Origin of the sequence: Caloramator fervidus, assembly GCF_900108045.1 — a bacterium.
Lineage (GTDB): Bacteria > Bacillota > Clostridia > Clostridiales > Caloramatoraceae > Caloramator > Caloramator fervidus.
This window is the reverse complement of sequence record NZ_FNUK01000015.1, coordinates 1-20,748: the sequence shown is the minus strand read 5'-3', so window position 1 is coordinate 20,748 and position 20,748 is coordinate 1. Positions and strand designations below refer to the sequence as shown.

The following is a 20,748-nucleotide window of genomic DNA, read 5'->3' as shown; positions in this document are numbered from 1 at the left end:
AAGAGGGATTAATATGGATTTTATAAAGAACAAGCTACTTACTATAGTGCTTGTTCTTTGTCTTGCATTTACTATATTTATTGGTATTACAGCAGGCCATAAAGGAAACACTGGCCTGTTTCAAAATATTATAAGCATTACTTTGCAACCTATACAAAAAAATCTTTATAAAGCAGGGCAAAGAATAAGTAATGTTTTTTATTTTGTATCTTCAATTGCAAACTTGAAAAAAGAAAACGATATGTTAAAAAAAGAAGTTGAAGAATTAAGGCTAAAACTGGTAGATTATGATAAAGTTAAAAGAGAAAATCAAGAGTTAAATAGTTTGTTAAACTTTAAAAATTCTAACGCTAATTTAAAGCTTATAGGAGCTAATGTTATAGCCAAGGTAGGTAGAGATTGGTTTGATGTCATTTTAATAGATGTTGGAGCTAAAGATGGAGTAAAAAAGGGGCAATATGTTATAGCAGGAAATGGTTTTGTAGGGCAAATAATTGAAGTTAATCAGAATAGTTCTAAGGTTATGACTCTACTTGATGAGATGGCTAATATTCCTGCTAAAGTTTCTTCAACAGAAGAAGTAGGGCTTGTTAGTGGGGTAAAAACTATAAATAAAGATAAGCAGTGTAAAATAACTCTTCTTCCTTTTGATACTAAGGCTAAGGAAGGGGATTTAGTGGTTACAACAAACATAATCACTGAGGATTCAAGCTTAGTTCAAAACGATATTTTAATTGGAAAAATTACTTACATTGAAGATGAAAAACCTAATTTAACAAAACTTGCTTATATAAGACCTGCAGTGGATTTTAATAAGTTAGAAAAAGTTATGGTTATTATCAAATAGGGGAGTAATGTAATGTGAAAAGGGTTTTTGTGTTTGTAGTTTTGGGTATTTTTTCTGTGATTTTACAGCAAGCTTTTTTGTCAAGCCTTATTCAAAATATAAATTTTGATCTAGTTTTAGTGTTTATAATTTGTTCCTCTCTTCTTTTAGATGAAGCAGAATCTTTTTTGGTGGCATTTTTTACAGGAATAGTGTTTGATAGCTTTTTACCTTATATATTTGGTGTTAATTCTATTGTTTATGTTATTACAGCATATTTATTAGCCTTAATTCAAAAAAAGATATATAAAGAAAAGACAGTTATTTTATTGTTTTTAACTTTTACATTTACACTTTTTAAATATTTTATATACTTTAGTAGTTATTATATAGCTTCTATAAGTATTGATTTTTTAAGTGTTTTAAAACAAGATTTTATTATTGAAGTAACATTAAATATGCTTGTGTCAAAATTTTTATATAACCTTTTAAAGGGGATTATTTATAGTTATTTACAAAAAGAGTGGAAATTTTAGAAGGTGATTTTATGGATAAAAAGGAAGCAACGAGGGTTGCTGTTTTTAAAGTAATTGTTTATATAATATTTATTACATTGATTTCAAGAATATTTTACCTTCAAGTGATAAATGGAGAATATTATAGAACTTTGGCAGAAGAAAAGGGAAGAAAATTTATTAATGAGATAGCACCAAGAGGAGAAATATTGGATAGAAATGGTCAAAAGCTTGCAACAAATGTGCAAAGTTTTAATGTTACTTATAATAACGTGAAATCAAAATTAGATAATGATGAGATAAATAAAGTATTATTAGAAACCATAAGGCTTATAATAAAAAATGGGGATGAAGCTAAAATTAATACGCCAACTTTCCCTATTGTTTATAATAGCGGTTCTTTTTATTTTGATTTTGGTTCCAACGATTATGAGATAAACAAAAAAAGGGAAAAAAAATTTAAAGAATTATATTCCCTTAATGAAAATTTAGATGCAAGACAGACATTTATTGAGCTTGGGAAAAAGTTTGATATTTTAACTTCCTATGATAAAAACAACTTAAATTTTAAGTATAATATGACTTTAGAAGAAGCTTTAAGATTGATGGCTTTTAGGCATATGCTACAAGAATCCAAGTTTTCTCAGTATAGAGCAATTTATATAGCCAAAAATGTAGCTAAAAAAACTGCCCTTGCAATAGAATATTACAGAAATCAATTGCCAGGAATACTAACAGAGGTTGCACCATTAAGAAAATATCCAAATGGTGAGGTAGGTTCTGCATTTTTAGGTTATATAGGCAAAATTGGTGAAGAAGAGAAAGATTATTATTCTAGCTTAGGTTATGATTTAAGCAGAGAATTGGTAGGAAAGCAGGGGCTAGAAAAGGTCTTAGAAAATAACAAAGAATTAAACATATCATTAAGAGGTGAACCAGGGGGAATAGAAGTTGATGTTGATAAATTTGGAAGAATTATACGAGAAACAGCTCGTTTAGATTCTGTTCCTGGTGATACTGTTGTAACCACTATTGATTTAGATCTTCAAAAGGTTACAGAAAAGGCCCTTGATGAGACAATGAAAAATATAAGAACAGGGAAGATAAAAACAGATGCGCCATACCCAAATGCTACTATAGGCGCTGCAGTTGTAGTTGATGTAAAAACAGGTGAGATATTAGCTTTAGCTAGTAGGCCGGGTTTTGATCCTAATTGGTTTGCAGAAAAAGGTTCTCCTCCAAAAGAACTTATAGATTATTTATGGCCACAAAATGGAGTATATGGTATAACTCCACTTCCTACTTATAATTATGCAACAAAAGGTGCTGTATCTCCTGGCTCAACTTTTAAACCGTTAGTTGCACTTATGGGGCTTGAAGAAGGTGTTATAACACCAGATACTATAATTTATGATAAAGGGGTATATGACGGTTTACCGGGATTTAATGGTGCTTGTTGGATATGGAATGAGAAGCATAGAACCCATGGACCTGTGGATGTAGCAAAAGCTATTCAAGTATCATGCAACTACTTTTTCTTTGAAGTTGCTAAACGTTTAGGAAAAGAAAAATTTTATGAATGGGCTAATAAATTTGGTCTTGTATCAGATCCTAAAACAGGAGAATCTCCTAATACAGGAATAGAAATCGAAGAAAGTCCAGGAGAAGTTGCAAATCCTCAAAAAATTGTAAAAAGCAACGTTGATGTTACTTTGTTAAATATTAGGGAAAATTTAAAGAGAAAGTATGGCATTTATATTAACAAAGATACTGCAGGATATAAAGCACTAAGAAATATGTTAATATCTGGGCAATATGATGAAAATTTATTAGATTCTATAGGAATTTTAAATGAAAATGCTAAAAAGTATATTAAATATGAAATGGAGTATTTGCACACAGATGCTAACAAGTTGTATCAAATATTAAACGCTGCTATAGGTCAAGGATATACTGATTTAACTCCTTTGCAAATGGTAAGTTATATATCGACCCTTGTTAATGGAGGTTATAGGTATAAACTTCATTTAGTAAAAAAAGTTTTAAATCCAGATGGAACCTTAAAATATGAAAATAAACCCGAACTTATTCAAAAAATAGACATTGATTCTAAATATATAGATGCTATTAAAGAAGGAATGAAAAAGGTTACAGAGGAGGGAGGAACGGCATCCTCTACTTTTAGAAATTTTCCAATACAAACAGGCGGGAAAACGGGTAGTGCTTCTGTTGATAAGTATTTAAAGAGTAAAGGACGTGCAGCCTATGGATGGTATGTAGGGTTTGCACCTTATGACAATCCACAAATAGCTGTTGCAATAGTTATCTACAATGCAGGACATGGAAGTTATGCAGCACCGGTTGCAAAAGCAATTTATGAACAGTATTTTGGGCTTAATAAATCTACAGAGATTCAAAAAAGTTCTACTTTTGACCATTAAAAAGCTGTCGTTTAAGCAAAAAGCGACAGCTTTTTATATTGGTTATGTATTTTTTTAGTTTGTTTTGTATGATAAAATAATAATAAAACGAAAAAATCAGCTAAGCTAAATGAAGGAATTAAAAATTTTTTGAAGAATTATAACTATAGAAAGTGGAGGATAGTGATGGGTTCTGTAGTATTTAAGGGCAACAGAAATGGGATTGTCATTTATGTTTTAGGAAAAGAACCTGATGAGATAAAACAAGATATTTTTAACAAGTTAAGTCAAGGAAAAGACTTTTTTTATGGGTGTAATATGTATATTAAAAGTGACTTTGAATTCCCTGAGGAATTTTTGCTTGATTTAAAAGAAGAGTTAAAGAAACAATTTAATGCAAACCTCATATTAGAAGAAAAAAAGGTAAATTCAAACAAAAGGTTAATTGATTTAAATGAAGGAATGACAAAAATTTTAAAAAAGACCATAAGATCGGGTCAAAGGATATATTATGATGGGAACATAGTAATAGTTGGAGATGTAAACTCTGGTGCAGAGGTAATAGCAACTGGAAATATCATAGTTCTTGGAGTTGTAAGGGGTATACTTCATGCAGGAGCAAATGGAAATACTAAAGCCTTTATAGCAGCTTATGATTTGCAGCCAGAACAGATAAGGATTGCAGATATTATATCAAGATCACCTGATGATAAATCTGATAAACCCAAGATACCAGAGGTTGCAAAAATTAAAGGAAAATATATTTCAATAGAACCGTATTTACCTAATAAACTATTATAATATGGAGGGATACAGATGAGCATATCTATTGTAGTAACATCAGGTAAGGGTGGCGTTGGAAAAACAACGACAACAGCAAATCTTGGAACAGCATTAGCCATGTTAGGTAAAAAGGTAGTTGTAGTGGACGCTGATACAGGACTTAGAAATTTAGATTTACATTTAGGATTAGAAAATAGAATAGTTTATAATTTAGTAGATGTTATTGAAGGAACTTGCAAACTAAAACAAGCCTTAATAAAGGATAAGAGATTAGATAATCTTTTCTTACTTCCAACTGCTCAAACTAAAGATAAAACTGCAGTAAAGCCAGAACAGATGCAAGAGCTTGTTGAAAATTTAAAGAAGGATTTTGATTTTGTAATTATTGACTGTCCCGCTGGTATTGAGCATGGATTTGAAAATGCAGTTGCGGGGGCAGATAAAGCTATAGTTGTAACAACTCCAGAAGTTTCAGCGGTTAGAGATGCTGATAGAATAATAGGAAAGTTAGAAGCAAAAGGATTAGAAGATCATCAACTTATTATAAATAGAATTAAGTTTGAAATGACCAAAAAAGGCGAAATGTTAAACATAGATGATATGACAGATATATTAGCTATAAAACTTTTAGGAATTGTTCCAGATGATGAAAAAATAGTTATTTCTACAAACAGAGGTGAACCTGCTGTAACAGATCCAACCTCAAAAGCAGGACAAGCATATAAAAATATAGCAAGAAGACTTTTAGGAGAAGAAGTTCCATTTATGGAATTAGATAATCAAGAATCAGGATTTTTCTCCATGATTAAAAAGCTTTTTAGAAGATAAGGAGGGATAATATGGACTTTTTCAAGTTTTTCAGCAAACAACCTCCATCAAAGGATGTAGCAAAAGAAAGATTGAAGTTGATATTGATACATGATAGAGCTAATGTTTCCCCAACTTTTTTAGAAATGCTTAAAAGTGATATAATAAGAGTTATTTCAGATTATGCAGAGATAGATGAGAGAGGATTAGAGATTAAATTAACAAAAGCAGGTGAAGAAGGAATCAATACTCCTGCTTTAATTGCAAATATACCTATTAAAAAAATGAAGGAAACTGCAAAGTAAAGATAAAGCCCTTTAAGGTACATTTGCCTTGTAAAGGGCTTTTATTTTTACTATAATAAAGTAGAACTAAAAAAGTAAGGAGTGTGGTTATGTTATCGAAGTTAACTTTTGAAAGGAAAATATTAAAAAATATAGACTATTCAATAATACTTAGCGTATTATTTATAACTCTTTCAGGATTAATATCTATTGGTGCGGCAACTTTGGCTTTTAGTGAAGGGAATTGGCAAAGGATTGCTTTTCAGTTTATATGGTTTATAATATCTTCAGCTGTTTTTATTGGTGTCATTTTGATAGATTACAATATAATTGGAGGTTATTATAAAATACTTTACATTATATCCATAATTTTATTAATTGCAGTATTATTGTTTGGAAGTGTGAGAAACAATGCAAAAGCATGGTTAGGGGTTGGTCCTTTAGGCATACAGCCATCGGAATTTGCTAAAATTGCAACTATAATAACTTTAGCTAAAGTATTGGATGATATTGATAATATTAACACATTTAAAAATTTATCAAAGATAGCTTTGATAAGCTTGATACCTATGGCTTTAATTCAATTACAGCCTGATACAGGAACAAATTTAATTTTTGCAATGACTATATTAGGAATGATTTTTGTTGCTGGGCTTGATTTAAGATTTATTTATTGGTCATTAATTGCAGGTATAACTTCTTTTATAGCTATTTGGAAGCTTAATATTTTAAAGGAATATCAAAAGAATAGAATATTAGTATTTTTAAGACCTGAAATGGATAAACTAGGTGCAGGTTATAATGCTTATCTTGCTAAAATTGCTGTGGGGTCGGGTAAGTTTTTCGGAGTAGGATTATTTAATAGTGGACTTACTGATGGGAAATTTATACCTGAAGCACATACAGATTTTATATTTTGCGTATTTGCAGAAAAATTTGGCTTTATAGGAGTTATACTTTTATTTCTTGCATACTTAAATATCATATTAAAAGGAATAAATATTGCAAGGACTTCAAAAGATAGATTTGGAATGTTTTTAGTTATAGGAATATTGTCTATGTTTGTTTTTCAAATTTTACAAAATGTAGGAATGGATATAGGTCTTATGCCTATAACGGGGATACCTTTACCTTTTATGAGTTATGGAGGAAGTTCACTTTTAACTAATATGATATCAATAGGTTTAATAGTAAATGTAGGGATGAGAAGACAAAAGATAACCTTTTAGTTTTTCCCCTTAGCATATATGCTTTTTTAAAAGCATATCATGTTAAGGGGAGGTGATAAATTTTGTATTATCAAAATTATAATTATATGAACATAAGAAATAGAAGAAAAACCAGTGACTTTTTAAGCAGAATGATAAATAATTTATCTATTGTTTTAATAATTCTTATTGTTTTTATAATGTTAAAAATAGTAAAAACAGACACAGCTTCAAAATTAAATCAATATATTAAATATGTTTTTTATAAGGATTATACCGAAAATTTAAAATCAGTTGCATTAAATAGGGTACATTCTATTAATATGCCTGCTTTTAAAATATTAAATAAAAATGAATTTGTCATTGATCAAGCTCCAGTGGATGGGAAAATAGTTGTTAAGTTTGGAGATAATACTGAGGATAATACCACTTCTAAAGGGATAATATACGAAACGGAGAATGCAAAAGAAGTTAAAGCTATTTATGATGGTGTAATAGAAAAAGTAGAGGCTAATGATAAATATGGACTTTTAGTAACTATAGATCATAAGAATGGTTATAAAAGTATACTTGGATATTTAGATGAAGTAAGGTTTACAGAAGGAGAAACAGTAAAAAAAGGTGAAATAGTTGGCGTTAATGGTTATATACCAAAACAAAAGAAATATGGGCTGTACTTTGAACTGCAACTAAATGGGATTTGTGTAGACCCTTTAAAATACATAAAACTCAACTAACCGCCTTTTGAGGCGGTTATATTTTTGTTGCTTATTTTTTGTTACTTTGTTATTATATGATATGTTATTATATGTTAACTTACATTAAGGAGGAATATAGATGGTTGTAATACCTGAACATATACTAAAAAAAGTTCAAAAACCTGCCCGCTATATAGGAAATGAAATAAATGCTTGCATAAAAAATCCTAAGGATGTTAAAGTTAGATTTGCTATGTGTTTCCCTGATATATACGAAGTTGGTATGTCCCATCTTGGAATTAAAATATTGTATCATCTTTTAAATGAAAGAGAAGATACTTATTGTGAAAGAGTTTTTGCTCCTTGGATAGATATGGAAGAAGAGATGAGGAAAAATAATATACCTTTGTTCGCTCTTGAAACTAAGGATCCTATTAAAGAGTTTGACTTTGTAGGTTTTACACTTCAGTATGAGATGAGCTATACTAACGTATTAAATATACTAGATTTAGCTGGAATACCTTTTTTATCGAAGGATAGACACGATGGACCTTTTATAGTTTTTGGAGGGCCTTGTGCATTTAATCCAGAACCTCTTGCAGATATAGCAGATTTTTTTGTAATAGGAGAAGCTGAAGAGGTTTTAATGGAAATAATTGATTTGTATGTAAAATGGAAGGATAGTAAAAAGACAAGAATAGAGTTTTTAGAAAGCATTTCAAAAATTCAAGGTGTATATGTTCCTCAATTTTATGAAGTCGAATACAAAGAAGATGGCACTATAAAACAAAGAAGGCCTAAGAAACAAGGTTATCCAGAGGTTGTTAAAAAAAGGATAATCAAAGATCTTAATAAATCCTATTATCCAGATGCCTTTATTGTTCCATTAACTGAAATAGTTCACGATAGAATAATGCTTGAAACCTTTAGAGGATGCACAAGAGGATGTAGATTTTGTCAAGCAGGAATGATTTACAGACCTGTAAGGGAAAGAACTACAAATAAATTAATAGAAATGGCAGAAAAGCTTGTTAATAATACAGGATACGATGAAATTTCCTTAACATCATTAAGCATATGTGATTATTCTGATATTCAAAATTTAGTTATGAGCTTAATATCACGCTTTGAAAAAGAAAAAGTAGGATTATCACTACCTTCTTTAAGGATAGATTCATTTTCTGTGGACCTAATAAATGAAATTCAAAAGGTTAGAAAAACAGGACTTACTTTTGCACCTGAAGCAGGTTCACAAAGGATGAGGGATATAATAAATAAAGGAGTTACCGAAGAAGATTTAATAAAATCTGTTACTGCAGCCTTTAAATCTGGTTGGACTACTATAAAACTTTATTTTATGATAGGACTTCCCTTTGAAACGATGGAGGATGTAGAAGGCATTGCAAAACTAGCTCAATCTGTTGTTGATGCGTATTTTAATATTCCAAAACAAGATAGGGCTAAGGGACTTAGTGTTACTATAAGTACTTCATCTTTTGTTCCAAAACCTTTTACTCCATTTCAATGGGAATCACAAGATACAATTGAGGTTTTAAAAGAAAAGCAAAAGTTTTTAAAATCAAAGATAAAGAGTAAGTATATAAATTATAACTACCATGAGTCATACATAAGCTTTTTAGAGGCAGTGTTTTCAAGGGGAGATAGAAGATTAACTCCTGTTTTAATAAAAGCTTGGGAAAAAGGATGTAAGTTTGATGGCTGGCAAGAACATTTTAAATTTGATAAATGGATGGAAGCTTTTAAAGAGTGTGGAATAGATCCTAAGTTTTATGCTTATAGAAAAAGAGAGTTGGATGAAATACTTCCGTGGGATTTTATAGATGCAGGAGTTAGCAAAGATTATTTAATAAAGGAGTATAATAAAGCAAAGGAAGGAGCTTTAACGAGGGATTGCAGGCTTGGATGTACAGCATGTGGAATAACAAAATATCTTGAAGGTGGTGCTTGTTTTAATGGTGCGATATTTAATAAAGTTTCAAAAAACTGATTTGATAAAATTTTTATCCCATTTAGATACTATGAGGACTTTATATAGAGCAATGAAAAGAGCAAATCTTCCTATAACTTATTCTAAAGGTTTTAATCCTCATCCTTCTATTTCAATAACATCACCTTTATCAGTTGGAATTGCAAGTTTGGGAGAATATGCTGATGTAGAGTTTGATAAAGAGTTAGATGAAGATTTTATAAAGTATAGTTTAAATAAAAATCTTCCTTTAGGAATGAAAATATTAGATTGTATAAAAGTAAATTCTAAAATGCCATCATCAATGAGCATAGTGGAGGCTGCAAGATACGAGATTAGTTTAAAATGTGACTTAGAATCTTTAAAAAATGCAGTGGATAAAATTAAAAAGCAGGATAATTTATTTGTTTTAAAAAGAACAAAAACAGGAGAAAAAGAAGTCAATATAAAGCCTATGATTTATGATATTAAATTAAGGGATGATAAAGGTATAAAAATGGAGGTTGTTTTACAAAATAGCAATAAAGGAAGCTTAAATCCAGAACTATTGTTAAATACTTTAAGAAATTATGGAGTGGATATAAAAGAAGAAAATATAACAAGAATAGACATGTATGTTAGAAAAGATAAATTAATAGAACTAGACAAGTTTTATAAGAATAATTTGGGGTGTTAGGCTTGAAAAGGCTTATAATAGATACGGGTATAACTCAAAATAGATGTCTAGTTTTTGAAAATGGTAAAATTATAGATATATATGTAGATGATATAATTCAAAAAAACTTATCAGGAAATATATACAAAGCACGAGTTGAAAATATTAACAATAATTTAGGCGTTGCTTTTTTGAATATAGGGGAAGAAAGGAATGCTTTTATAGAATTAAAAGAAATTCCTAATGTACAAAAAGGTGATGAGCTTATAATACAGATAAAGAGAGATTCTGAAGGGAATAAAGGGCCTAAGGCTACAAGCAAAGTGATATTTCCTGGGAAAAATTTGAAATTAATTGTTGGTTTAAATGAAATAAAAAATGACGGTTTAGATAAAAATTTATATGAAAGTGTTTATTCGCTGCTAAAAGAAATAGTTAAAAAGGATTTGGGGATTATTATATCTTCTATGCCTGAAGATTTTAATATGCTAATTGAAGAGTATAATGATTTAACCAAAAAGTGGAATTTTATCAAAGAAAGAGCAAATTATATAAAAGCACCTTTTCTTTTGTTAAATGAAAGGGATTTTATAAAAGAGGTAATTTTAAAAAATATTAATACCATAGAGGAAGTAATAGTTACAAAAAGCAGTGTTAGAGATATTGTAGCAAAATTTATTGATCAATCAAAAATAAAGATAGATTTAGAATCTGCTACGTTAATTGATAAGTATATATTTGATGTTATGAAAAGAAAACATTACTTTTATGATGCAAATATAGTAATTGATGAGGTTGAAGCTTTTACAATAATTGATGTAAATTCTGGTGACATCAATGGAAAAAATATCCAAACGTTTTTAGATATAAACAAATTAGCAGCAGATAAAATATTTCAATTATTAAAACTTAGAAATTCCAGTGGAATAATTTTTATTGATTTTATAGATATTAAAAAAAATCAAAGGGAAGAGCTGTTACAATACATAAAAGAAATTGCAAGCAAAGATGAAAACATAAGCAAAATATATGGCTGGACAAGATTAGGGGTGCTTGAACTTTCAAGGGCTAAAAAGGGTAGAAAACTAAAGGACTTAATATTTGATGATTATTACAAAGAACTGCTAAATCCAAGTTATATTTTAAAAATAATAGAGAATAAGTGTCTTGTGCAAAAGGAAAGGTTTAATAGAAAAAGTTTAGAAGCTAAAGTTTCATGTAAAACTTTTGAATTGGCAGAGAGGATTAAATTTAAAGAAAAAATAAAGGAAAATATGGGATTAGAACTCAATTTTAAAGTTAATAACAACATTTTGAATTATGAAGTTTAAATTAGATTGTCCATTGACAAACTAGGCCTTATGTGTTAGAATTGCTTTGTAAACCGCTCGCAACGGGCTAAAAGGGTTGACCTGCCTAGATTGCGGCGAGTCTTGACTGAGGAGGTGTAAAGGATGTACGCACTAATAATGACAGGTGGAAAGCAGTATAGGGTTCAAGAAGGTGACGTGTTATTTGTAGAAAAGTTAAATGCAGATGTAGATTCAACAGTAGAAATTAAAGAAGTTCTTGCAGTATCAAAGGATGGAAAGTTAATAGTTGGAACACCTTATGTAGAAGGTGCAAAGGTTACTGCAAGAGTAGTAAAGCATGGTAAGGCAAAGAAGATAATCGTATTCAAGTTTAAGAAAAAGAAGGATTACAGAAGAAAGCACGGTCACCGTCAACCATATACTCAAATTAAGATTGAAAAAATCGAAGCGTAATTTGAAATAGAAGCCTTATAAAGGAGGTGTAATTATGGCTCATAAAAAAGGTGTCGGAAGTTCCAAGAACGGTAGAGATAGCGAATCCAAAAGACTGGGGATTAAAAGACACGATGGACAATATGTTCTAGCTGGAAATATACTTGTAAGACAAAGAGGAACTAAGATACATCCAGGTTTAAATGTTGGTAGAGGAAAAGACGATACTCTTTTTGCTTTAGTTAATGGAATAGTAAGATACGAAAGATTAGGAAGAGATAGAAAGAAGGTTAGTGTATATCCAGTTGCTCAATAATTTAGTTTAAAAATGCACCCTTTAGGGTGCATTTTTGATATAATCAATTAGAGGTGGATTTTATGGATGAAGAAAAATTAATTAATTTTACTGTAAACCAATTAAGATTGTTAAGACACAATGTGATGAATTCATTACAAGTTATATATGCTTATCTTCAAATAAATAAGCCAGATAAGGCTATAGAATACATAAAAGAAATAAATAAAAATATGTCTGGGTTAAGTTTGATATATAATCTAGAAAATCCTTGGTTATCCTTATTTATGCAATATATAATAATGGAGATTGAAAAGATAGGAGTAGATTATGAAATAATTACTAGCATTGATTACATACCAAGCGACGTGTTTACAAAAAATAATAAAAAGATATTTACTTTGTTTGAAAAAATAAAACAATATCTGATTAACAATTTAAGAAATAATGGTGAAGGTAAAAAATTATATATAGAAGTTGGATTGGATGAAAATATGTATGTTTTATCTTTTTATAATACAAAGCTTAAAGATGAAATTAAATCTACAACCTATGAAGTGATATATAAAATGGAAGGGACAATACTAAAATTATACAAACTTGGGAATTGTTTCTTGTTGGAATTAAGCATTGAACAAAAGTAGGTGATGGTATGTTTGTTGATGTAGCAAAAATATATGTAAAGGCAGGAGACGGTGGACACGGAGCCATATCCTTTAGAAGAGAAAAATATGTTCCTTTTGGAGGACCTGATGGTGGAGACGGTGGAAAAGGTGGAGATGTAATTTTCGTTGTAGATAAAGGTCTTAGAACTTTGTTAGATTTTAGATATAAGAAAAAATATGTTGCAATGTCAGGGGAAAATGGAGGAAGCAACAATAAATTTGGTAAAGACGGTGAAGATCTTATAATTAAAGTTCCACCTGGAACAGTTATCAAAGATGCAGAAACAAACAAAATTATTGCTGATTTAAAGGATGAAAACGATTCTGTTGTTGTAGCAAAGGGTGGAAGAGGAGGAAGAGGTAATTCAAAATTTGCAACTCCAACAAGGCAAGCTCCTAAATTTGCAGAACCTGGTATGCCTGGTGAAGAAAGATGGATAATACTTGAACTTAAATTATTAGCTGATGTTGGTCTTGTTGGATTTCCTAATGTAGGAAAATCTACTATTTTATCAATGGTGACAGGTGCAAAACCTAAGATTGCGAACTATCACTTTACTACTCTTACTCCTAATTTAGGTGTTGTGGACTTGCCAGGAGTAAAAAGTTTTGTTTTGGCAGATATTCCAGGAATTATAGAAGGAGCCCATGAAGGAGCAGGGCTTGGAATTGATTTTTTAAGACATATTGAAAGAACAAGGGTTTTAATACATGTAATTGATGCATCAGGGATTGAAGGAAGAGATCCCATTCAAGACTTTTATCAAATAAATGAAGAGCTTAAGTTATATAACGAAAAGCTTGCTAAAAAACCTCAGATAGTAGCTGCAAATAAGATGGATATACCAGGAGCGGAAGAAAATTATAAAAGGCTTGTTGAAGAGATGAGTAAGCATAACATAAAAGTATTTAAAATTTCAGCAGCCACAAATCAAGGTTTAAAGGAACTTATGCAATATGTTGCACAAGTTTTAGAAGCTCTTCCACCTGATGAAGAGCCTATTGGAGAATTTTATATTCCTGAGGAAAAGAAGTTCACTTATACTATCAAAAGGGCAGATGATGGAGCTTTTGAAATAACAGGTTCTTTTGTTGATAGATTACTTCTTAGCGTAAATATTTATGATTCTGAATCTCTTAAATATTTCCATAAAGTTTTAGAAAGAAAAGGAATAATAGAAGAATTAAAACAGATGGGAATAAAAGATGGTGACATAGTAAGAATGAATGATTTTGAATTTGAATTTATTGAATAGAGGTGGATATATGCTTACAGGAAAACAAAGAAGTTATTTAAGAAGTCTTGCAAATAACATTGATTCGATTATTCAAATAGGCAAAAATGGAGTTGATGAAGCATTATTAAAACAAATAGATGAGGCATTAACAGCAAGAGAACTTATTAAAATAACAGTTTTAAAAAATAGTTTATTGGATCCTTACGACACATGCCAATATGTATGTAAAAAACTTTCAGCAGAACCTGTTCAGGTTATAGGCCATAGGTTTGTAATTTATAGAAGAAACAATAAAAAACCTCAAATAAACCTTCCAAGCTAATCCCTTGAGGATAATTCCTTAAGGGATTTTTTGTGATATAATAAAGTGTAGTTTAAAATTTGGAGTGGTGAAGTAGATGAATGTAGGAATTTTTGGTGGAACTTTTAATCCTATTCATTATGGCCATTTAATAGTTGCTAATGAAGTATTAGATAATTTTAAATTAGAAAAAATAATATTTATTCCCTGCGGAATACCACCACATAAAAGAGAAGATATAGCTGCTGCACGATTAAGATATGAAATGGTTAAATTAGCAATTGAAGATAATCCTTTCTTTGAAGTAATTGACATAGAAGTTAAAAAAGATAATTACTCCTATACGTATGATACATTAATTGAGTTACAAAAAATTTATTCTGTAAACAAGTTTAAATTTATAATAGGTTTAGATGCTTTTTTAGAGATAGACAGTTGGAAAAATGTTTATGATGTATTTAAAATGGCCGAATTTATAGTTGTAAACAGGGACGAAAACTTAGAAAATGTAAAGAAAATAATTTTAGAAAAGGCCACAAAATATAAGGGTGAGGTTAAATTTTTAAGAATACCTAATATAGAAATATCCTCTTCAGAAATAAGAAAAAGAATTAGGTTAGGAAAAAGCATAAGGTATTTACTTCCTGATAAGGTTATTGATTTTATACAAAAAAATAAAATTTATAAAGGAGAAGGATAGTATGTATCAGCTTGTAGAAGAAAAAGTAAGAAAAATGCTTGATGAAAAAAGGTTTATTCACTCTAAAAATGTTGTTAAAGCTGCAGTAGCCCTTGCAAATAAATTTGATTTAGATATTGAAAAGATAAAGATAGCTGCTATAGCCCACGATTGTGCTAAAAATTTTTCCGATGATGAATTGTTAAAAAAAGCCAACTACTATGGTATAATGGTTGATGAAATTCAAAAAAGATGTCCTTTTTTATTGCATGGTCCTGTGGGAGCATATATTTGTAAATATGAGTTTGAAATAAAGGATGAAGATATATTTAATGCAATATATTATCATACAACTGGAAGAAAAGGGATGTCTATTTTTGAAAGTATCATTTACCTTGCAGATTTTATATCAGAAGATAGAAATTTTGAAGGTGTTGATAAAATTAGAAAAGAAGCTTTTGAAAATTTTAAAAAAGCGTTACTTTTATCATGTAATAGTACATTAACTTACGTAATTGAGAAAAACAATTTAATTCATCCTTTAACAATTGAATTCAGAAATTGGATTATTTTGGAAGGTGAAAACACATGAAAAAAAAAGGATTAAGAAAACTTTTGGTATTTTTTTCAACTTTTTTCTTAATTTTTTTAGGTTTGGTTTTTGGATATGGCTATTATTTTACCAATAAAACCTATGGCAAGAATGATAAGTTTAATAAGCCAGTAAATGTTTTGGTTTTAGGGGTTGACGCAGGGAATGATAAGAATAATCATAAACGTTCGGATACTATTATGCTTGTAAATTATAATCCTAAAATTAACAAAGTTTTTTTATTATCTATCCCAAGGGATACTAGAGTAAAAATAAATGGAGAATATGAAAAAATAAATGCTGCCCATTCCATAGGCGGAACATATCTTACAATTGAGGTTATAAGGGGCCTTCTTGGTGTTAATATAGATTATTATATTGAAATTGATTATGAAGGTTTTAAAAAAGCTGTTGATGCTGTAGGTGGGGTAGATGTCATAGTTCCAAGAGATATGCATTATAAATCCCATGATATTGAAATTAATTTTAAAAAAGGTGAGAAGGTTCATCTAAATGGGGATTTGGCTGAAAAATTTATAAGATGGAGAAAGAATAACGATGGGACAGGCTATCCTATGGGAGATTTAGGTAGGATTTCAACTCAACAAGAATTTTTAAAATTAATATTTGCAAAATTGAAAACACCACAAGGTATGATAAGAGTTCCTATGCTTATTAATACTCTTTTAAAATATACCAAAACTAATATTCCATATGATTTAATGACCTATTATGCTTATAAGGGATTAAAGGTTGATTTAAATTCTATAGAAAATTATACTTTAAAGGGTGAACCTAAGTATATTTCAGGAATTTCATACTTTATTTATGATGAGGAAAAAAATAGAGAAATTATTTCAAAATTCAAAGATGACGATATAAAAACAAGAATTGTAATTTTAAATTCAACAAAGGTTAATGGTTTAGCAAGAAAATATAAAGAAAAACTTGAAGACTTAGGGCTTGACATAGAAGTTGGAAATTATTCTTCTTTACTTTATGAAACACAAATAAACACATCGAATATTGAAATAGCAAAAAAAATTAAACAAAATTTAAAAATTGGTAAAATAAATTATTTGAAAGATGTTAAAGATGAAATTATAATAATACTTGGCAAGGATGCAATTAAATGATAACTTCTTAAAATTGTTTCATAAAATATACTAAGAGGAAATGAGGAGGGTATAATTTGAAGAGCACACAAAGTTTGGCGTATTTTATTTCTAATGCTGCTTTAGATAAAAAGGCAAAGGATGTTAGAATTCTTAATGTTTCTAATTTAAGTCCTATAACAGATTATTTTGTCATATGTAGCGGTTCTTCTACAATTCAAGTTAAAGCTATTGCCGATGAAATAGAAGATAGAATGGCTGAAAAAGGAATAAAAGTAAGACATAAAGAAGGCTACCATACTGCAAGATGGATACTTTTAGATTATGGCGATGTTATAGTTCATGTATTTCACAATGAAGATAGGGAATTTTATGATATAGAAAGGTTATGGGCAGATGCAATAGCAGTAAATGTGTGACTTTACAAAGGTAAAATTATGTTTTATAATATAATACAAAACTGCATATAGCTAGCATATGAAAAGGAGTAGTAGATAAGCACGGCTTTCAGAGAGCTGGTGGGTGGTGCAAACCAGTAAGCACGGCTTATTGAACTCGCCTTTTTGTAATATGCAGGGAGACCTTTATCTAAAATGAGAGGGCCTTTGGCCAATTAGGGTGGTACCGCGGGGTTCCCCGTCCCTAAAAAGGGATGAGGAACCTTTTATTATAAATCTTAGGAGGTGAAAAATGTGGCATTTTATGATTTTTTAGAAATTGAAAAGAAATGGCAAAAAATTTGGGAAGAAAAAAATAATTTTCATGGTGAGGACTTTTCAGATAAACAAAAATACTATATGTTAGTTATGTTCCCTTATCCATCAGGGAAATTACATATGGGACATGTTAGAAATTATTCTATAGGTGATGTTATTGCAAGGTTTAAAAGAATGCAGGGATATAATGTTTTGCATCCGATAGGATTTGATGCTTTTGGATTACCAGCGGAAAATGCAGCTATTAAGCATGGTATTCCTCCAAAGGAATGGACAGTAAATAATATGGAAGAGATGGAAAAACAATTAAAGGCCCTTGGAATAAGTTATGATTGGGATAGAGAAGTAAAAACATGTATGCCAGATTATTATAAATGGACTCAATGGATGTTTTTACAAATGTATAAAAATGGATTAGCTTATAAGAAAAAATCTTTTGTAAATTGGTGTCCATCCTGTCAAACGGTTCTTGCTAATGAGCAGGTTGTAAATGGAAAATGCGAACGTTGTGGCACGATGGTTGGAAAGAAAAATCTAGAACAGTGGTATTTTAAAATAACTGATTATGCAGAAAGGCTTTTAAAGGATATAGAAAGGTTAAAGGGATGGCCTGAAAAAGTAAAGGTGATGCAGGAAAATTGGATTGGAAAAAGTGAAGGAGCTCAAATTGACTTTAAAATAGAAGGAAGAGATGAAAAAATATCTATTTTTACAACAAGACCAGATACTATATTTGGTGTTACATATATTGTTTTAGCTCCGGAACATCCTCTTGTTAAAGAACTTGTAAAGGGAACAGAATATGAAAAAGACGTATTAGAATTTGTAGATAAAATGCAGTATCTAAATGAAATTGCAAGAACTTCTAATGAGACAGAAAAAGAAGGAGTGTTTACAGGAGCCTATGCTATAAATCCTGTGAACAATGAAAGGGTTCCAATTTGGATTGCTAATTATGTTCTTTTAGATTATGGTACAGGTGCAGTTATGGCTGTTCCTGCTCATGATGAAAGGGATTTTGAATTTGCTAAAAAATATAATTTACCAATTAAAATAGTTATATCTCCAAATGGTGATGAAAATATAAAACTAGAAAGGGCCTTTACAGAAGAAGGCATAATGATAAATTCAGGAAAATTTAATGGTAAGAGCAATAAAGAAGCTTATGAAGATATAATAAATTATCTTGAAGAAAACAATATAGGAAGGAGAAAAGTAAACTACAGATTAAGAGATTGGTTAATTTCAAGGCAAAGATATTGGGGAGCTCCAATTCCTATTGTTTATTGTGAAAAATGCGGTGAAGTTCCAGTTAAAGAAGAAGATCTTCCAGTTATGTTACCTGAAGATGTTGTGTTTACAGGAAAAGGAGAATCACCCTTAAAAACTTCAGAAAGCTTTATAAACACTACTTGTCCAAAATGTGGCGGAAAAGCAATTAGAGAAACAGATACTATGGATACATTTGTATGTTCATCGTGGTATTATTTAAGATATACTGATCCTCATAATGATAAGGAACCATTTAATTTTGAAAAGGCTAAATATTGGATGGCAGTAGATCAATATGTTGGTGGAGTTGAACATGCTATATTGCATCTTTTATACTCAAGATTTTTTGCAAAAGCTTTATATGATTTTAAGATTTCTCCAGTTGATGAACCGTTTACAAATTTATTAACTCAAGGTATGGTTTTAAAAGATGGAGCAAAGATGTCAAAGTCAAAGGGAAACATAGTAAGTCCAGAAGAAATAATACAAAATTATGGTGCAGATACTGCAAGGTTATTTATATTATTTGCGGCTCCACCAGAAAGAGATCTTGAATGGAGCGATCAAGGGGTTGAGGGATGTTTTAGATTTTTAAATAGAGTTTGGAGATTAGTTGATGAACTTGCACCTAAGTGTAAAAATTCAAATAAAGTGAATGTAAATAACTTATCAAAACAAGATAAGGAAATGAGGAGAATAACTCATTATACAGTTAAAAAAGTTACTGAGGATATATCACAAAGATTTAATTTTAATACAGCAATAAGCTCTATTATGGAACTTGTCAATGCTATGTATCAATATAAAGATTTAGAAAATCCAAATTATGATGTTCTTTCTGAAGCAATTGAAAAGATGTTACTTGTTTTAGCACCTTTTGTTCCTCATATAACAGAAGAGTTGTGGGAAAAAATGGGCAAACAAGGAAGTATCCATGAACAAAAATGGCCGGATTATGATGAAAAGGCATTACAGGTTGAAGAAATTGAAATTGTAGTTCAGATAAATGGAAAGTTAAGAGGCAAGTTAGTTGTTCCGGTTAATGCTTCAAAGGAAGAAATACTTGATATGGCTAAAAATGAACCAAAAATAAAGGCCTTAATAGAAGGTAAAGAAATTGTAAAAGAAATTATAGTCCCTGGAAAATTGGTTAACATTGTTATAAAATAATAATGTCAATACATACAAAGGAGGGGTTTTAATGGAAAAGATTGTAATATCAACAAACAATGCACCTGCAGCTATAGGTCCATATTCTCAAGCAATAAAAGTAGGAGATTTTATATTTACATCAGGTCAAATTCCTCTTAATCCAAAAACTGGAGAATTGATAAGTGATGATATAAAGGCAGCAACAAGACAATGTTTAGAAAACATTAAAGCTATACTAGAAGCTGCAGGTTCAAGTCTTGAAAATGTTGTAAAGACTACAGCTTTCTTAAAGGATTTAAATGATTTTGCAAGTGTAAATGAGGTTTATTCTGAATACTTCAAAGAAAATATGCCAGCAAGATCAGCAGTTCAAATTGCAAGACTTCCAAAGGATGCATTAATTGAAATTGAAGCTATAGCAATAGTAAAAAAATAAAGGGCCAAAGGCCCTTTATTTTTGGTTCTATAATAAATGTTGGGGTGGTAAATAAACCTCAACATTTTTTCTTTAAATACAAAAAAGCACTTTATTCAGATGCCAGCTTTGCTAAAATATAATTAACCCACAAAATATTTTGAAAGGAGGCATCTGATAAAGTGCTTAGGAATAATTTTATCAATAATTTGCTTAATTTAAAAGATGTTTTCGTAAAAAATATTGTAAATGGTGATGATTTCGTTGAATTTCATGTTGAAACTAAAAAAAAATCTCATGTTTGCCCTTCTTGTGGCTCTACTACTTCTAAAGTCCATGACTACAGAACCCAAAAAATTAAAGACGTTCCTATTCAGAAC

General features: G+C 30.0%; 23 protein-coding genes and 1 other annotated feature. All 23 genes read left to right on the top strand.

Going from position 1 to position 20,748, the window contains the following annotated elements:
• Positions 1-13 precede the first annotated feature (13 nt).
• Positions 14-847: a rod shape-determining protein MreC gene (gene mreC / locus C4R78_RS06265; protein ID WP_103896230.1), complete on the top strand. Its 834-nt coding sequence runs from the start codon at positions 14-16 to the stop codon at positions 845-847.
• A 14-nt stretch (positions 848-861) separates the two neighbouring features.
• Entirely contained in the window at positions 862-1,362 is a 501-nt protein-coding gene (mreD, locus tag C4R78_RS06260) for a rod shape-determining protein MreD (RefSeq protein ID WP_103896229.1), read from the top strand.
• Positions 1,363-1,373: 11 nt separating this feature from the next.
• Positions 1,374-3,782: a penicillin-binding transpeptidase domain-containing protein gene (locus C4R78_RS06255; protein ID WP_146057673.1), complete on the top strand. Its 2,409-nt coding sequence runs from the start codon at positions 1,374-1,376 to the stop codon at positions 3,780-3,782.
• A 165-nt stretch (positions 3,783-3,947) separates the two neighbouring features.
• Entirely contained in the window at positions 3,948-4,562 is a 615-nt protein-coding gene (minC, locus tag C4R78_RS06250; protein WP_103896227.1) for a septum site-determining protein MinC, read from the top strand.
• Between the two features lie 15 nt (positions 4,563-4,577).
• Positions 4,578-5,372, top strand: a complete 795-nt coding sequence (gene minD, locus C4R78_RS06245) for a septum site-determining protein MinD (RefSeq protein ID WP_103896226.1) — start codon at positions 4,578-4,580, stop codon at positions 5,370-5,372.
• Between the two features lie 11 nt (positions 5,373-5,383).
• Positions 5,384-5,656 (top strand): cell division topological specificity factor MinE, encoded by a 273-nt coding sequence (gene minE, locus C4R78_RS06240; protein ID WP_103896225.1) that lies wholly within the window; start codon positions 5,384-5,386, stop codon positions 5,654-5,656.
• A gap of 89 nt (positions 5,657-5,745) precedes the next feature.
• Complete coding sequence (gene rodA / locus C4R78_RS06235) at positions 5,746-6,864, top strand: rod shape-determining protein RodA (RefSeq protein ID WP_103896224.1); 1,119 nt, start codon at positions 5,746-5,748, stop codon at positions 6,862-6,864.
• An 86-nt stretch (positions 6,865-6,950) separates the two neighbouring features.
• Entirely contained in the window at positions 6,951-7,580 is a 630-nt protein-coding gene (locus tag C4R78_RS06230; protein WP_103896223.1) for a murein hydrolase activator EnvC family protein, read from the top strand.
• A gap of 100 nt (positions 7,581-7,680) precedes the next feature.
• Positions 7,681-9,549, top strand: coding sequence for a TIGR03960 family B12-binding radical SAM protein (locus C4R78_RS06225; RefSeq protein ID WP_103896222.1), 1,869 nt, complete (start codon positions 7,681-7,683; stop codon positions 9,547-9,549).
• Entirely contained in the window at positions 9,515-10,204 is a 690-nt protein-coding gene (locus tag C4R78_RS06220) for a TIGR03936 family radical SAM-associated protein (RefSeq protein WP_103896221.1), read from the top strand. Before C4R78_RS06225 ends, C4R78_RS06220 begins: the two co-directional genes overlap by 35 nt.
• A 2-nt stretch (positions 10,205-10,206) precedes the next feature.
• A complete protein-coding gene (locus C4R78_RS06215; protein ID WP_159945847.1) occupies positions 10,207-11,514 on the top strand; it encodes a ribonuclease E/G in 1,308 nt (435 codons plus the stop codon).
• Positions 11,515-11,637: 123 nt separating this feature from the next.
• Positions 11,638-11,949: a 50S ribosomal protein L21 gene (rplU, locus tag C4R78_RS06210; RefSeq protein WP_103896219.1), complete on the top strand. Its 312-nt coding sequence runs from the start codon at positions 11,638-11,640 to the stop codon at positions 11,947-11,949.
• Positions 11,950-11,983: 34 nt separating this feature from the next.
• Positions 11,984-12,244: a 50S ribosomal protein L27 gene (gene rpmA / locus C4R78_RS06205; RefSeq protein WP_103896218.1), complete on the top strand. Its 261-nt coding sequence runs from the start codon at positions 11,984-11,986 to the stop codon at positions 12,242-12,244.
• A 62-nt stretch (positions 12,245-12,306) separates the two neighbouring features.
• The gene (locus C4R78_RS06200; RefSeq protein WP_103896217.1) at positions 12,307-12,867 is read left to right on the top strand and encodes a Spo0B domain-containing protein; all 561 of its coding nucleotides are present in this window, start codon (positions 12,307-12,309) and stop codon (positions 12,865-12,867) included.
• 8 nt (positions 12,868-12,875) lie between these two features.
• Positions 12,876-14,144: a GTPase ObgE gene (gene obgE / locus C4R78_RS06195; RefSeq protein WP_103896216.1), complete on the top strand. Its 1,269-nt coding sequence runs from the start codon at positions 12,876-12,878 to the stop codon at positions 14,142-14,144.
• 10 nt (positions 14,145-14,154) lie between these two features.
• The gene (gene yhbY, locus C4R78_RS06190) at positions 14,155-14,448 is read left to right on the top strand and encodes a ribosome assembly RNA-binding protein YhbY (RefSeq protein ID WP_103896215.1); all 294 of its coding nucleotides are present in this window, start codon (positions 14,155-14,157) and stop codon (positions 14,446-14,448) included.
• Between the two features lie 76 nt (positions 14,449-14,524).
• Positions 14,525-15,127 carry a nicotinate-nucleotide adenylyltransferase gene (gene nadD / locus C4R78_RS06185; protein ID WP_103896214.1) on the top strand — a complete coding sequence of 201 codons (603 nt, stop codon included), beginning with the start codon at positions 14,525-14,527 and terminating at the stop codon, positions 15,125-15,127.
• 1 nt (position 15,128) lies between these two features.
• Entirely contained in the window at positions 15,129-15,698 is a 570-nt protein-coding gene (yqeK, locus tag C4R78_RS06180) for a bis(5'-nucleosyl)-tetraphosphatase (symmetrical) YqeK (protein ID WP_103896213.1), read from the top strand.
• Positions 15,695-16,834 (top strand): LCP family protein, encoded by a 1,140-nt coding sequence (locus C4R78_RS06175; RefSeq protein WP_103896212.1) that lies wholly within the window; start codon positions 15,695-15,697, stop codon positions 16,832-16,834. Before yqeK ends, C4R78_RS06175 begins: the two co-directional genes overlap by 4 nt.
• Before the next feature lie 56 nt (positions 16,835-16,890).
• Positions 16,891-17,232 carry a ribosome silencing factor gene (rsfS, locus tag C4R78_RS06170; protein ID WP_103896211.1) on the top strand — a complete coding sequence of 114 codons (342 nt, stop codon included), beginning with the start codon at positions 16,891-16,893 and terminating at the stop codon, positions 17,230-17,232.
• A gap of 55 nt (positions 17,233-17,287) precedes the next feature.
• Positions 17,288-17,460: a binding site (T-box leader), on the top strand.
• Positions 17,461-17,505: 45 nt separating this feature from the next.
• Positions 17,506-19,971 (top strand): leucine--tRNA ligase, encoded by a 2,466-nt coding sequence (gene leuS / locus C4R78_RS06165; RefSeq protein WP_103896210.1) that lies wholly within the window; start codon positions 17,506-17,508, stop codon positions 19,969-19,971.
• 31 nt (positions 19,972-20,002) lie between these two features.
• The gene (locus tag C4R78_RS06160) at positions 20,003-20,389 is read left to right on the top strand and encodes a RidA family protein (RefSeq protein WP_103896209.1); all 387 of its coding nucleotides are present in this window, start codon (positions 20,003-20,005) and stop codon (positions 20,387-20,389) included.
• A gap of 161 nt (positions 20,390-20,550) precedes the next feature.
• Positions 20,551-20,748: transposase family protein (locus C4R78_RS09585; RefSeq protein ID WP_146057657.1), on the top strand; the 198-nt coding region annotated here is incomplete at its 3' end.